The following is a 15497-nucleotide window of genomic DNA, read 5'->3' on the forward strand; positions in this document are numbered from 1 at the left end:
ATTTCCACTATAGTGATAAAAATCCTTTAGTCAAAAAAACAGTACGTCCATTTTGTTTTTTTCAAAAAATACCTCTTTAAGTAGTTTTGCATTGGACTCCAAGTCCATGTGCTGTCTTAAATGAGGTATTCTATTTTTATCTACGGCTCTTAATTTCTATCATTTTCTCCATGAAGAAGTATCAATGCAATAATTACAACATCGAAACGCAATGAGAATAATTACCCAAACTATATTATCAAATCTACAGAATCCCATGCTTCATTCCTCCTACAAACCGATATACTGATACAATATGTTATGTTTGATCCCATCATTAGGTCATTAGTTATTGCAAGCTATGCACTATCATCCTTGTAAAAAATGAGTGAGCAAAACCCAATACTAGGAAAGGAAAGCTGCAGTTTTTGTCGAACATTAATTGTAGAGCACATTCCTAATATTCAATTTTTTATTGTGAGGCTTTAATATGAAACATCTTCATAAACTACGTGGATCTAAGACCTTATTAAATACGCTACGCAAAAAAGCAATCTCCACAGTTCTTTATGATACCGCACTTGGATTGCTAAATCATCTCGATCTAACAGGCTTACTTCAAAAGGTAGTTATAGAAGCTACACAGCTAATTAAAACAGAACATGGATATTACAATTGGGTAGAACTTGATCAAAACCAAATGATTCGAAAAGTGGGAGTAGGGGTTTATCAAAGTGATATAAATCGGATGATGCGTTTAGATCAAGGATTGATACAACGTACTATCGAATCTGAAAAGATTTCAATTATTGATGACTATAGTACGTGGAAGAATCGGCTAAACGACCCTTTTTTTGATAAAATTCATACAGAAATGCAAGTACCTATAAAAATTGGCTGTAACATTGTCGGCGTTCTTGGTCTATCCTTTACAGAGCCTCATCGTAGATTTACGCTAAATGATGTTGCTGTATTCCAACAATTTGCTACCATTGCATCAATGGCCATTTATAACGCAATTCTCTATCGTACAGCTCAGCAAGAAAACGAAGAACGAAAAAATATCCAGGAAAACTTACTGCAAATTACTGATGCCATGCAAGATATTGTGGGAATACTTAATCCTCAAGGAATTATTGAGTACATCACCCCTTCCTGTGAAAAATTAACGGGTTATAACCGTAACCAGTTAATAGGAACATGCTATCTTGATTTTATTCATCCCGATGACTTTGAAAAGGCTAGAACCTCCTTTTACTCCTTCTTAACTACAAATGAGCATCGCAGAGTCTGTTTTCGTTATGTTCACGCATCTGGACAAGTAAGATGGCTTGAGAGTTTAAGGGAGAAAGTAGAAGAAAATGAAACTTCTGTCGTTTTTGTCGCACGAGATGTAACGGATAGAATTGAAGCAGAACAAGAAGCAACGATTCTAGAAGCTACCTACCAAGCTATTTTTAGCTCTGTAAACGATGGAATCATTATTTACGATGTAGAAAATCTATCCATTATTAAAGCTAATAAAAAAGCATGTGAACTTTTCGGCCTATTAAAAGACCAACTCGTACTTACAAAATTACAAGATTTTGGCACAGGAGAAATTCCTTATACACAAGAAGAAGCTTTAACTTGGTTCCAAAAAGCGATCCAAGGTGAGACACCTCTGTTTGATTGGAAACTCAAAAATTCCCATGGAAAGTATCTTGATGTCGAAGTAAGTCTTAAGCATATCATGCTGGGCGGTAAATGGTGTATGTTAACTGTAATCCGTGATATCTCAGAACGTAAATACGCAAAGGAAAAAATTTATCGTTTAGCAAATTTTGATATTTTAACAAAACTTCCGAATCGAACGCTCTTTAATGATAGATTACACATTGCTCTAGCTCATGCGAAACGAAATGGTGAACAGCTTGCTGTTTTGTTCCTAGATTTGGATCGTTTTAAAACGATTAATGATTCTTTGGGACATCAAGCTGGTGACTTGGTTCTGCAAGAAGTAGCTGAAAGACTGCAATTATGTATTCGCGATGAAGATACTGCATGTCGCATGAGTGCAGATGAGTTTATTATTATATTGACGGATATTGAGAAATCGTCTAACATTACTAAAATTATTGCAAGATTGACCGCTACCCTCTCTATGCCATTTATCGTTGGTGACAATGAACTGCGTATTACCGCTAGCATTGGCGTCAGCCTTTATCCCCACAACGGTCACACACCTGAAATATTGGTTAGACATGCGGAACTTGCTATGTATCATGGAAAAGAAAATGGTAGAAATAATTATCAATTTTTTACAGAATCATTAAACGAACTTGTTACAGAGCGCTTATCTCTTGAGAATAGTCTCAGACTGGCAATTGAACGAAATGAATTTATTTTATATTACCAACCACAAATCGACATAACGACGAATAAACTAATTGGCGTTGAAGCCCTAATTCGTTGGAACCATCCACGAAATGGCTTAATATCGCCAGCAAGGTTCATTCCTGTTGCAGAAGACACGGGGCTTATTATACCAATCGGAGAATGGGTTCTCCGTGAAGTTTGCCAGCAACATTTCAAATGGCTGGAACTTGGCTTGCCTCAAATACAAATCGCTGTCAACGTCTCTGCTATCCAATTCCAAGAAAAACATTTTCTTTCTACTCTACAACAAATCTTAAGAAATTATAATATGAATCCCGCTTACCTGGAACTTGAATTAACAGAAGGAATATTAATGAGAGATGCCAATACCGCAACCAAAGAACTACATTTACTAAAAGAACTGGGTGTAAAATTATCAATTGATGATTTCGGTACCGGATATTCAAGTTTACAATACTTAAGCCAGTTCCCTATTGATAAACTTAAAATTGACCAAACTTTTATTCGAGCAATGGCCACGCATGTTTCAAGTCTTGCAATTGTAGAATCCATAGTCTCTCTTGCCGAAAAACTACATATTAAAGTAATCGCTGAAGGTGTTGAAAATAACGAGGAGTTAAAGATTTTACAAACATGCGGCTGTACTGAAATACAGGGATATTATTTTTCAAAACCTTTATCTGCTGACAAATTCTTTGAATGGTATTATACTAGATAATAAAAACATAGGTTACGAAAATTATTATAAAGAGAAAACCATAGCATCATTGCCATGGTTTTCTCTTATGATTGAATCTAGTAACGTAATGGAAAGTCTACATTATAAAAGCACAAGGAGTTAATATATGTACAACATAATAAAAGATATTCTGTCTTCCCTACAGCAAAAATGGCCTGGATTGTATATTTTAATTGGATTCTTGATTAGCGGGTTGATGCTGGCAGAATTTGCTGAATTGGCATGGAAAACACTATTTGTACAGCAAATGGCTTTTTTTGATCATCTAATCATTGGTATTGTCCGTTATTATGCCAATCATAACCTTGACAAAATCATGATTCATATTACAACGTTAGGTTCGGCTCCTTTCTACGGAGCATTATCAGTACTGATTCTGATCGGCCTTGCTTTTTTTCGAAAATGGCTGGAGGCTTCTGCGTTAACCGTTTGTCTGCTAGGCGGCGGGCTGCTTAATTATTTATTAAAACATCTCTTTGTACGTGCTAGACCCGATATGTTCCATGTTATTAAGGAAACAGGGTATAGCTTTCCCAGTGGTCATGCCATGGTTTCACTATGCTTTTATGGAATGCTTGCATATTTGATCAGCCTTAAAATTTCCTCATGGACTTGGCGATTTGTATTATTTATAGCAACAGCCATCTTCATTGTTATCATTGGAATCAGTCGCATCTATTTAGGAGTGCATTATCCCACAGATGTTTTAGCAGGATACGCTGCAGGTTCTACTTGGCTATTTTTTTGTATATCCTTACTTATGTGGTGGGAACACAAAAATAATACATAATCGGAGTCTGCTACTCTAAACCGATTTATATCTAAACATATAAACCATTTCTCCCTGACTCTTACAGCTCTTTTATAGCGATTCTTCATTTGCATTTTATAGAAAAATGATATAAAATCCAAATGAACTAGTATTAAAAAATATCGTATATGAAAAGAGAGGAAGTTCGTGGTTACCAGACGTCAGTTTTTATTCGGTTGTGCCGGCACTTTGGCCGCCCTCTCAGGAGCATCATTTGCTTCAGAGTACAAAAAAATTAATAAAAGCATACCTATTTTACTATATCATAGAGTCGGTTATCAAACAGATAATTATACCGTTAGCCCCACACGATTTGAAGACGATATGAGAACACTAAGCAGAGAAGGCTACACCTGCTTATCCCTCGCCCAAGTTAAACAATACTTACAGTCTACCCGATCTACACCACTGCCAGATAAATCCATTCTTATCACACTAGATGATGGTTATCTAGACAATTACATCAATGTCTTTCCAATTCTTCAGCAATATAATATGAAGGCTAGCTTTTACATCATTACTGGCATGATTGGAGAAGATGATCGATTGACAGCTTCTCAAATACGAGAAATGCAAGCAGCAGGTATGGATTTTGGCTCCCACACCGTCACTCACCGATTCCTTAGTGAATTAACTCCTGCAGAAATGAAAATAGAGCTAACCAACTCTAAAATTGCCTTAGAACAACTTTTGGGAAAGAGCATAGACTTTGTCGCTTATCCTGGCGGCAGCTATAATACTCAAACACTTACCATTGCTAAGGAAGCTGGATATGAAGCAGGTCTTTCAACCCACTATGGCTATGAAATGTTCCATAGCCCTTTTGAAATGAAACGGATTCCGCTTTTCCATTACGATCGGTCTATTACGTACGTAATGCTACGCAAAGGCCTCCTTCCTACCCTACTTCAATAGTTTGCCTTTCTGATCTCAAAATCGTTTTCACTAATAAGTAAAAGCATCTTGCCTTTTACTAAAATTAATTTTAAACTATGCAGCCTGCTATCATTTTTCTAAATGATAGCAGGTCTTTTTAGGTTAATGTCTCCATTTCTAGAATAGAGCAAGTTTACAAAACATCTATAAATTTTACAAATTAAGTAATTTTAGAAGGAGTTCATCCATAAAATGTGTAATATTAATTTAAGGTATTAGGTCTTAAATGATGAATAAATATACTTTTCAAATTAATATTCATATAATTCTGAAATATGATTCAATAAAAGAACCATTGATAGTTTTTACATACCGCTACTTAAGGAGCCGCTGCATGAAGACACAGACGCTACAGCACCAAATTAAATTATGGACAGTGTTGCTTATTGTTGTCCCCAGTTTACTGATCATGACGATTTATACGGTTGGACAGATTTCACTAGCTAAACAACAAAATCTAGAATTAATCGAGCAGCGAGTACATACTCAAAAGCGATTAATTGACTACTGGCTGGAAGAGAGATCTGAAAATATTCGTGACCTAAGCCGGACAGAAGCTTTTCGAACTTTAGACGAGTCACAAATGGAACGTGCTCTTTATTTCAAGCAGCAGCTTGATAATTATTTTGATTCATTTTCATACATTGATAAAAAAGGACTTTTTAAAATTTCTACTTTCACTTTAAAACAGCACAATTCTCCTGCAATCGATAATCCCTATTTTGAAGCGGCCAAGGCAAGAAAATCATATGTATCAAATGTAGTGATTGAACCGAATAGTGGTCAGCCCATAATTAACATTTCTTCCCCTATCTATGATTATAATGGAGATTTCCAAGGGCTAATACTTGGATCAATCAAAATCGTAACATTAGAAAAACTCTTACGCGAGAATTGGATTGGCCAAACAGGAGAAATCTTTTTGATTAACCGAGAAGGTACCATGCTTACCGATCCACGGCACCTTAATTTGCAAGCTGACAAAGACATCGTCAAAGATGCAGCTAAAAGGAATTTTAAACTCACAGAAAATACATTTCGCTCTATAGCACCTGGCGAGTCAGGTACAACAACTTGGATTGATTATCTAGGAAATAAAGTTCTAGGTTCTTATCTAGACGTACCTGAGCGAGGTTGGACGCTAATCGGCAAGATCAACGAAGATGAGGTGCTAGCCCCTATTTATAAACAACTGGCAATGATGACTAGTGCTACAGCCATTTTAATATTACTAATTCTCCCCCTGGCTAAGAAGATAACCAATCAGATTAAATTACCCATTGATTGGTTGATTCGGCAATCGAATCAAGTAGCAACTGAAAACTACCAACTGGTTGATCAATACAACGTCTCCAAAAATATGCCCTATGAATTAGACATCTTATGCGAAACATTCTTCAATATGAGTCACAAAATAAAAAACACCGTTAGTCTGCTCAAACAAAATGAAGCGAAGCTAGGAAATCATATGCTGGAAATACAAGAAATTAACGCTACCCTGGAAGAAGAAATGATGGAACGACAAGCAGCTCAAGCTGCACTCGTTAATCTAAACATTGACCTGGAAAATAAAATTAATGAGCGAACACAAGATTTACAAGATATGAATGCAGCTCTCGAAGAAGAAATCATGGAGCGCCAAGCAGCCCAAGAAGCTTTGAATAAAAAAAACCAAGTTATCAAGAACATTGCTTATTCTGATAGTCTCACTGGCTTACCTAACCGCGCACTTTTAAATAAGCGTCTAAAGAAAGAAATGGAAAGAACTCGCTGCGGTGAATCAGCCGGCGCTGTCTTGTTCATTGATTTAGACGATTTAAAGATGGTAAACGATACCTTCGGTCATACATATGGTGATGCCCTAATAACCATGGCCGGAAAACGGATCGCGGAAACTGTTAGTGATCATGGTTTTGTTGGTCGCATTGGTGGAGATGAATTCATGGTAATTTTATCTGGTGAACACGACCGTAAAAACATCGTTCATAGTGCTGACATGATTGTTGAAGCTTTCAACCAGGATATGGAAGCCCTTGGAATTCGCTTTCATACATCAGCCAGCGTTGGCATTGCTGTATATCCTACTGATGGAGACACAACGGAGGAAATTTTCAAAAATGCAGACAACGCGATGTACGCAGCCAAGAAAGCGGGGAAAAACTGTTGGCGCTTCTACGAAACAACAATGCAAATAGAAGCCTATGACAAAATCCTGCTCATCAATAGTTTGCGTCACGCAATCGAAAATCAAGAGCTATCATTACATTATCAACCACAAGTAGACATGAACGGCTGCACGGTTGGATTTGAAGCATTACTTCGCTGGAATAGCCCAGAACATGGTGCAATATCACCAGCCCGCTTTATTCCCTTAGCCGAACAAAATGGTCTCATACAAAAGATTGGAAATTGGGTTCTCAAAGAGGCAAGTCATTTCGCACGTAGATTAGTCGATAACGGCTGGGGGCATATTCATGTTGCCGTTAATGTATCTCCCTATCAATTATGCGCCGATGACTTTATCGATGGCGTAAGAGAAGCACTCTTTAACGCAGGAATTGAACCTAACCAGCTGGAAATTGAAATCACTGAAAATGCCTTAATTGAATCATTAGAAGAAAGTACTCATATTCTTGAAAAAATTCGAATAATAGGAGTGCGCTTGTCTCTGGATGATTTCGGCACAGGCTACTCTTCCCTAACCTATCTTCAGCGCTTACCAGTAAAGACCTTAAAAATTGATAAAGCTTTCATTGATATGATCTTGACGAATAAAGCACAAAAAGCCATTATTCGAACGATCATAGACATGGCTCACATTATGAAGATGAACGTGGTTGCTGAAGGTGTAGAAACAGAAATACAAATTGCATATTTAGCAAAATGTCACTGCGATCTTTTGCAAGGATACATAATCAGCCCTCCATTACCAGAAGCTGAAGCGATCGATTTCCTTTCTTATTGTAAACAATAAAATGAAGCTGCCCCTTCTGATTTACTTCAATTACGAAATAAACAAGAAGGGGCAGCTTTTTACTATACAATAGTAGAGACATCTAATCAAATTGCGCAATAAGGAGATTTCTCAGCAGTCCATAATTTAATTGTTCAATCTAATAAACTTTAGTATAATCATTGATATAAACTATGATTGGACGTGAGAATAATGGAGCTTCGTCATTTAGAATATTTTATGACCATGTACCAAGAACTTCATTTTACAAAAGCAGCTGAAAAATTAAATATTTCTCAACCTACCTTAAGTCAGCAAATTCGTATTTTAGAAAGTGAGGTAGGCTCTCCCCTATTCGATCGAATTGGCAAAAAGGTTTTCATCACCAAAGCGGGTGATATTCTTTATCATCATTGCTTACAAATTTTTGGAGAATTAAAACAAGCACACACTGCGATTGAAGAATTAGAAGGATTAAAGCGAGGTCATCTTGCTGTTGGCTGCTCTGGAAGTCATGTGCTAATCTCTTCTGTTGTAAAATTTCATACCCGCTACCCTGGTGTTAAAATATCCATTGTGCAACTATCAACAGAAGAAATAAAAGAGCAATTACTAACAAATGAATTGGATATTGGTATTGCCTTTCTTCCACTAGATGATCTTCAATTAGAAAACCTTCATCTCTATACCGAAGAATTATGTATTGCAGTGCACAAAGACAATCCACTTGCCAAACACTCAAACGTAGCTTTGGAAATGCTTAAATCCATCCCCATTGTTTTACTCCCTCCGAAATATATCATCAGACAATTTATTGATCAAGCTACAGAAAAACTTGGTTTTCTATTAAATCCTATGATAGAAATAATGCCTTTCGAGCATTTATTAGAAATTGTAGGCCGTGATATTGCAGTAACAATTCTTCCTCGTTCTTATATTAATAGTTTCGGAAATGACAATATAACCTCCATCCCTATAGATGACCCTCACATGAAAAAATCCATGGGCGTTATCTATCGAAAAGACATCATTATTCCTGCAGCCACTGATAAATTTATAGAAGAATTAATACTTGGATTCAAAAATTTTCATTTCTAACAAATTCCATAATGCCTCTTCCCCTTTCAGCAAAGCTATGATAAGATAAACAAATATTTAATTTTTGCAGAGGATGACGATATTGAAAAACATAACAAACAACCGCCGTATATACCTGCTACTGATCCTAGTTGTGATTCTCTGGGGGGTTAATGTGGTATCTATTAAGTATCTCACTCACTTTTTCCCACCACTAGCATTGGCTCCAATACGCTTATTTTTAGCAAGTGCCTTACTCTTGCCCTTTGCATGGCGACAGCATGGTTATAAGAAACTATCGAGCAGAGAATGGGGCCCCATCATTGGTGTTTCGATGTTCTGTATTTTTCTTCATCAAATAGTACTCACCACCGGATTGACTGCTACCAGCGGAATACATGGGGTTCTTATTTTGGGACTCAATCCCTTATTTACAACTATTTTTGCTAGCTTGCTGCTAAAAGAAGAATTTACCTGGGCGAAAGGAATCGCAATACTGTTTGGATTCAGCGGTTTATTATTAGTTGTTTCTGGCAGCTCCGAAGGCGGCGCTACACTGACTGGCGACGGAATGATGTTTATTGCAACCATCACCTTTGTCATAGGATCTTTATTTGTAAAAAAAGCTACTTTATTTGTCCCCCCTTTAATCGTTACTGCCTATAGTCACTGCTTAGCCGCCATTGGATTACTGATCTTGGGTCTCTTTGTAAATCCGATATGGAACTATCCAGGTGCTTACGATTTTTGGCCGATTGCAGTTTTACTATTTTCCAGCTTCTTTAGTACGGCGTTAGGAGCATTATGGTGGAATACAGCAATACAGCAATACAGCAAGTTGGTGCTTCTACGTCCTCCCTTTTCCAAAATGGCTCTCCTATAATAGGAGTACTTGCATCAGCTATCTTCCTGGGAGAACAGCTATATTGGTATCACTTTGTGGCTCTTTTACTTGTAATCTTAGGAGTCAGCTTAGGCACAGGAGTCATTCGTATTCCAACCCGTTTACTACTGCTAGGCAGCAAACTTCGTCATTAAGAAAATATTTCACTACAAAGAAGGTCTTACGATAACCCGGTAAGCCCTTTTTTTTATTTTTGCCCTAGTTAATTTTCTAGCATGCTACAGTCATTAATTCTATAATATACATAGAGGTGATGAAATGAAAAGATTAGGTGATTTTCTTATTTCGCCACATGGAAGTACCGAGATTGTCATGGGTAATACGGCTATCGTCCGTGGAATGATTGAATCAGGCGTTAGAGTTGTCACATCCTATCCTGGTTCCCCCACACCAGAAATTGCTGCAGCTATAACAGCAATTTCCAAAGACAAAAACCCTCTTTATTTTGAGTTTTCCACCAATGAAAAGGTCGCCACAGAAGTTGCCTTTGGTGCTTCTATCAATGGGCACCTGTCAACCGTCTTTTTCAAAAGCGTAGGACTAAACGTTGCTGCCGACACCTTTGTTCAGCTAGGACACATGGAGGTAATCGGGGGCATGGTGATTGTAATCGGTGACGACCCAGGAGCTAATTCATCGCAAAACGAACAAGATAATCGTCATTACGCCCGCCTTGCCTATGTTCCTATGTTAGAACCATCAACACCCACTGAAGCCTATACTATGTTTAAAAAAGCCGCTCAACTATCCATAGAACGTTATATGCCAGTGATTCTAAGAATGACTACCCATGTGTGCCACGCAAAAGAAAAAGTTACCTTTTCCTCGTGGACGCCTCTGCCCCTTAATCATTCATCCCGCTTTAACGTAGACAATGGCCCCTATATACCATTAACTACGAAGCTGGTCCTGCCTTTAAAACGGCGAGCCCTAGAAAAATTAGCTCAATTTGCTGCCGATGCAGATACATCCTCTCTAAACACTGTTATTAACAATAACAATCCTCTTTATGGAATCATAACTATGGGAGCACCCTTTCAATCCTTACAAGATGTATTAGAGGAAACAGCGCTAAAGCCCGATATCCTAAAACTAGGTATTATTCATCCTCTGCCGAAGCAGCTAGTTGCCGATTTTCTTCGTCAGCACAAGGAAGTCAAAATCGTAGAAGAATTGGATGACTTCATCGAGCAGCAAGTGAAGGCACTCGCTTATGATATGGATATCTCCACGAAGATAATCGGTAAACAAGACTATGAAGACTGGCTGAATGAATATACCCCTGAAAAAGTATCTACAATTCTTCAAAAAACATGGCCTCACTTACTCGCGGATAAAAAGCCGCGCATCCCTCTTTTTCACTGGTCACCCAGGCCAGCACAGCTATGCCCAGGATGCGGGCATCGTTCCGCATTTCATGCTATTAAGCAGGCTCTTGATCCAAATGATATTACGGTTGCTGATATCGGCTGCCACACCCTTGGTATTATGGAACCTTATAATATGGGGCAAGTACTATTGTGCATGGGGCATAGCAGTGGTACTGCTGCCGGTCTTTCCCTCTTTAATAACAGCCGTAAGGTAGTTGCATTCCTGGGAGATTCCACCTTCTTTCACGCTGGTTTACCGGGAATTATTAATGCAGTTTTTAATCATCACAACTTCACACTGATTCTCTTGGACAACGGAACTACCGCTATGACTGGTCATCAAAGTCATCCTGGCGTCGGTTACAATGTTAATGGTCCAACAGAAAAGATCACAATACGACGTGTATTAGACGGCATTGGGATTACGAATATCCGTGAAATCGATGCCTATGCACAAGCGCAGTTAACAGAAGCAGTCAAAGCAGCCCTTACTGAAAAAGGATTTAAAGTAATCATAGCCAAACACCCCTGCATGCTAAAAGCAATGAGAGAGCGTAATGCAGCAGGGAAACCACTGCCTCCCTCTGTAGAAATTACAACCGACTGCAATCAAAACTATACCTGCGTGAGTGCCTTCGCATGTCCAACATTTCAGCACAACGATGACGGCAGCATAATCGTCCATAAGGATCTTTGTATCGGTGACGGTTCATGCAAACAAACCTGTCCGACAAAGGCCATCCTTCATAAACGCCCAAAAAAGGAGGACAATAGCTGATGCCTGAAATAAAGATGGATATTTACATTATTGGAGTCGGCGGACAAGGCATTGGCCTGTTGAGTGAAGTGATAATCAGAGCTGCTGACTATGCTGGATTTCCAGTGCGCGGAACCGATACCCATGGTCTTGCCCAACGTGGCGGTACCGTATCATCCTGTGTTCGTATCGGCTCACATGCCCATTCTGCTCTTATTCGGACAGGATGTGCTGATATGGTCATTGCCTTGGAAAAAAATGAAGCCTTACGCGGTCTTAACTCCCATTTAAGAGATGGTGGAACACTGATATATTACGATACCCAGTGGCAGCCTCTGCTGGTCAGACTAAAAAAAGAATGTCTTTTAAAATCAGAAGACATCAGCTCTGAGTGCCAATGCCGCAACATCCTGGAATACCAGATAGCACCTACAAAATTAAGTAACCCTAAAATGCAAAACATTGCCCTTCTTGCTAGCATTGCAAAACACAATAAAATTCTTGGTATAACCCCGCTGCACTATGAATTAGCCCTTAACGATCTGCTAGAAGGAAATAAATTAGAGAACAATCTCTCCCTCTTCCGCTCCCTAATAGCAGCATTATGATGAATAAATCGGCTTGCATAACCCCAAAAGGGTGCTGCAAGCCGATTACATGTGGTAATTATTTTAAATCTTGTAAAAAACTAGTACCGTATTCCGGCATCTTCACTTGAAAATTCTCTGCAATGGTTGCACCAACATCTGCAAAAGATGTTCGTAGAGGCAGTTCCTTGCCCTTAGCAAAACGAGGAGAATAAACAAGCAAGGGTACGTACTCTCGCGTGTGATCAGTGCCATGATAGGTCGGATCATTTCCATGATCGGCGGTAATAATCAACAAATCTGCATTTGTCATCTTCCCAAATACTTCTGGTAAACGAGCGTCATACTCTTCTAATGCTTTCCCATATCCTTTAGGATCACGGCGATGTCCGAAGGAAGCATCAAAATCCACTAAATTTATAAAACTAATTCCAGTAAACTCTTTATCCAAAATCTCAATCCACTTATCCATGCCATCCATATTGGAAACGGTATGAATCGATTCTGTAACTCCCTCACCATTATAAATGTCAGATATCTTCCCCAGGGCAATCACATCAAAGTCTGCATCCTTCAACTCATTCATCACAGTCTGACCAAAGGGCTTTAATGCATAATCATGACGGTTAGCAGTGCGGGCAAAGTTACCTGGCTCTCCCACAAATGGGCGAGCAATGATACGTCCTAACTTATAAGGTTCTTCAAGAGTAATTTCTCTGCAAAATGCACAAATCTCATACAGTTCCTTCACTGGAATAATATCTTCATGTGCGGCAATTTGCAGCACCGAATCAGCAGACGTGTAAACAATAAGCGCCCCTGTTTTCACATGCTCCTCACCTAGCTCCTGAATGATTTGGGTTCCGCTTGCAGGCTTATTGGCAATTACTTTCCTTCCTGTTTTTTCTTCAATTTGGCGAATCAATTCATCAGGGAAGCCATTCGGAAATACACGAAAGGGTTTGGCGGTATAAAGCCCCATGAGTTCCCAATGTCCCGCCATAGTATCCTTTCCTTTTGATAATTCCTGCATTTTCGTATAATAAGCAAGTGAATGGTTTACTGGCTCAATGCCTTGAATGTTTCTAATATTAGAAAGACCGAGTTTCCCCATATTTGGCATATTAAGACCTTCGCATGCTTTAGCAATATGCCCTAAAGTATCTACATCAAAATCACCAAAATCTGCCGCATCAGGCGCTTCCCCAATTCCAACAGAGTCCATCACAACTAAATGAATTCGTTTAAAACTTGTTGTAAGCATATTTCCCTCCTTACCATACATTCTCTAAGATCATTCATATCATGATGAAAGTAAAACATATAATGGTACTATTCATATATTTACCAAGAATATAAAACCTTCAACATATTGTCTAGAAATTCCTCCTGCACTCAAACTATGAAATATCATTTTTATCCTTTTCCTCTTTTGCTTTTTGCAGCTTTTCCTGCTCAATCCCCAGCTCTCTTGCCGCTTCAAACTGCAAACGATTAATGAGAGGTCTTTTTTCTACTAGCCTTTTCTGGTACATACTTTGACCTGCATAAATTCCGGAAAATAAAACGACTAATAGTACTCCGGCTAACAGGCCAGCACCCTGTCCAGGAACTAAGGGCATACTAAAGATAACCAGAAGAATGCTGATGAAAGCCAACCAAGAAGTAATCGGATATCCTGGAAGCTGGCATTTTCCTTCAGGTGGACAATCATTACCTCTTCGCAATTTATAATGAGTGGCAACAATTACTGCATAGGAAAAGAGCAATGCAAAGCCACCAGAACTTACTAAAAAAAGATATACTTGCTGAGGCAGCATAAAGCCAAGCCCAAGTCCTACAAGCATCGCGACCCCAGAGAAAAGAATTCCACGATATGGTACATTGCCCTCATCCTTGATCCATGAGGGAGCATGGCCTTCATCGGCTAAAGAGCGAATCATCCGACCTAGCCCAAACATAGCAGCTAACATAGTAGAAAGTATGGCTGTCACCAATACAATTCCAATTGCATTTCCTGCCCAACCCAAGTTCCATCTGAGCAAAGCTAAAGCCAGAGGACTTTCCTCAGCCGTCAAAACATTCGTTGGCACTAAGGGCAGCAACACAAGAATGGCTACGATATACAATCCCACTAATCCGACGACCGTATATGTGATGGCTCGCGGCACAATCCTAACAGGATCAGTCGTTTCTGATGCCGCCAAGCCAATAATCTCGAAACCAGCATACGTAAACATCACAATGAGCATACTTCCAGCAATGCCCCATATCCCTGCTGGAAAAAGCGGTTCATCTGCTATTGCTCCCAATCCTACAGGTTCAATTCCTGGCATAAAGCCGCCAATCAAAGCCACTCCCAAAGTAATAAAACCGATGATAGCAAATAGTTTGACTGCTGCTAACCCACTCTCTAGCTTACTAAGCTGATTGGCTCCTAATAAGTTGAGCAGTGATACCCCGATAATGATGACAGCCCCTAATAAAGGCAGAGAAATGTTAGGAAGCCATGTACGCAAGATGATAGATACAGCAGTAGCTTCACTGGACATGGCTAAGACCAGACCGCTCCAATATACCCAGCCAACAACAAACCCTGCTCCAGGGCCATATGCTTTTTGCGCAAAAGTTCGAAAAGAGCCAGGTGCTGGATCAGCTACCGTCATTTCTGATAAAGCAAACAGTATAACATAAACAATGGCACCTCCCAATAGATAAGAGATAATAATTCCTGGTCCCGCTGTACGAATCGCTACTGCCGATCCTAAGAAAAATGATCCCCCAATCACAGTTCCAAGTGCCATCATAGCTAATTGCCAAGCTGATAATCCATTTTCTCTTTTTTTCAAATCCAGACCTCCTAATTCGTAAAGAAAATATCACATATTATCAGTATCTCCTTCACCGATTTAAGTTATGATCTTTATATGAAAAATTTCGAAATCAAAATTGATGGCGAGTGATATATTCATACTAAAATGAAATAGTATGATAATTTTCAACTT

General features: G+C 38.9%; 10 protein-coding genes. 8 read left to right on the forward strand and 2 right to left on the reverse strand.

Translation table 11 applies throughout. The features are described 5' to 3' along the window. The first annotated feature begins 469 nt into the window (after window positions 1–469). The 8 genes from JBW_RS23810 (at window position 470) to JBW_RS12655 (ending at window position 12513) form a co-directional block, all read left to right on the forward strand. Complete coding sequence (locus JBW_RS23810) at window positions 470–3076, forward strand: EAL domain-containing protein (protein ID WP_007952556.1); 2607 nt, start codon at window positions 470–472, stop codon at window positions 3074–3076. A 127-nt stretch (window positions 3077–3203) separates the two neighbouring features. After that, complete coding sequence (locus JBW_RS12625) at window positions 3204–3887, forward strand: phosphatase PAP2 family protein (protein ID WP_007952555.1); 684 nt, start codon at window positions 3204–3206, stop codon at window positions 3885–3887. A gap of 168 nt (window positions 3888–4055) precedes the next feature. Continuing rightward, window positions 4056–4823: a polysaccharide deacetylase family protein gene (locus tag JBW_RS12630; protein ID WP_007952554.1), complete on the forward strand. Its 768-nt coding sequence runs from the start codon at window positions 4056–4058 to the stop codon at window positions 4821–4823. A gap of 355 nt (window positions 4824–5178) precedes the next feature. After that, window positions 5179–7818 (forward strand): EAL domain-containing protein, encoded by a 2640-nt coding sequence (locus JBW_RS12635; protein ID WP_007952552.1) that lies wholly within the window; start codon window positions 5179–5181, stop codon window positions 7816–7818. Between the two features lie 192 nt (window positions 7819–8010). After that, entirely contained in the window at window positions 8011–8895 is an 885-nt protein-coding gene (locus JBW_RS12640; RefSeq protein ID WP_007952544.1) for a LysR family transcriptional regulator, read from the forward strand. Window positions 8896–9049: 154 nt separating this feature from the next. Then, window positions 9050–9757 carry a DMT family transporter gene (locus JBW_RS12645; protein WP_235333770.1) on the forward strand — a complete coding sequence of 236 codons (708 nt, stop codon included), beginning with the start codon at window positions 9050–9052 and terminating at the stop codon, window positions 9755–9757. Window positions 9758–10036: 279 nt separating this feature from the next. Continuing rightward, window positions 10037–11926, forward strand: coding sequence for a thiamine pyrophosphate-dependent enzyme (locus tag JBW_RS12650; RefSeq protein ID WP_007952540.1), 1890 nt, complete (start codon window positions 10037–10039; stop codon window positions 11924–11926). Next, the gene (locus JBW_RS12655) at window positions 11926–12513 is read left to right on the forward strand and encodes a 2-oxoacid:acceptor oxidoreductase family protein (RefSeq protein WP_007952538.1); all 588 of its coding nucleotides are present in this window, start codon (window positions 11926–11928) and stop codon (window positions 12511–12513) included. The genes JBW_RS12650 and JBW_RS12655 overlap by 1 nt, the downstream gene beginning before the upstream one ends. A gap of 58 nt (window positions 12514–12571) precedes the next feature. Here the strand turns inward: JBW_RS12655 and deoB are convergent, their stop codons facing one another. Both deoB and JBW_RS12665 read right to left on the reverse strand, forming a co-directional pair. Then, the gene (gene deoB / locus JBW_RS12660) at window positions 12572–13756 is read right to left on the reverse strand and encodes a phosphopentomutase (protein ID WP_007952537.1); all 1185 of its coding nucleotides are present in this window, start codon (window positions 13754–13756) and stop codon (window positions 12572–12574) included. A 136-nt stretch (window positions 13757–13892) separates the two neighbouring features. Then, entirely contained in the window at window positions 13893–15341 is a 1449-nt protein-coding gene (locus JBW_RS12665; protein ID WP_007952536.1) for an amino acid permease, read from the reverse strand. Window positions 15342–15497: the final 156 nt, after the last annotated feature.

It is taken from the genome of Pelosinus fermentans JBW45, from assembly GCF_000271665.2.
Classification (GTDB): Bacteria; Bacillota; Negativicutes; order DSM-13327; family DSM-13327; genus Pelosinus; species Pelosinus baikalensis.

Coding starts and splice junctions, on each gene's coding strand:
- JBW_RS23810 (WP_007952556.1), top strand. CDS start 470: ATGAAACATCTTCATAAACTACGTGGATCTAAGACCTTATTAAATACG.
- JBW_RS12625 (WP_007952555.1), top strand. CDS start 3,204: ATGTACAACATAATAAAAGATATTCTGTCTTCCCTACAGCAAAAATGG.
- JBW_RS12635 (WP_007952552.1), top strand. CDS start 5,179: ATGAAGACACAGACGCTACAGCACCAAATTAAATTATGGACAGTGTTG.
- JBW_RS12640 (WP_007952544.1), top strand. CDS start 8,011: ATGGAGCTTCGTCATTTAGAATATTTTATGACCATGTACCAAGAACTT.
- JBW_RS12650 (WP_007952540.1), top strand. CDS start 10,037: ATGAAAAGATTAGGTGATTTTCTTATTTCGCCACATGGAAGTACCGAG.
- JBW_RS12655 (WP_007952538.1), top strand. CDS start 11,926: ATGCCTGAAATAAAGATGGATATTTACATTATTGGAGTCGGCGGACAA.
- deoB (WP_007952537.1), bottom strand. CDS start 13,756: ATGCTTACAACAAGTTTTAAACGAATTCATTTAGTTGTGATGGACTCT.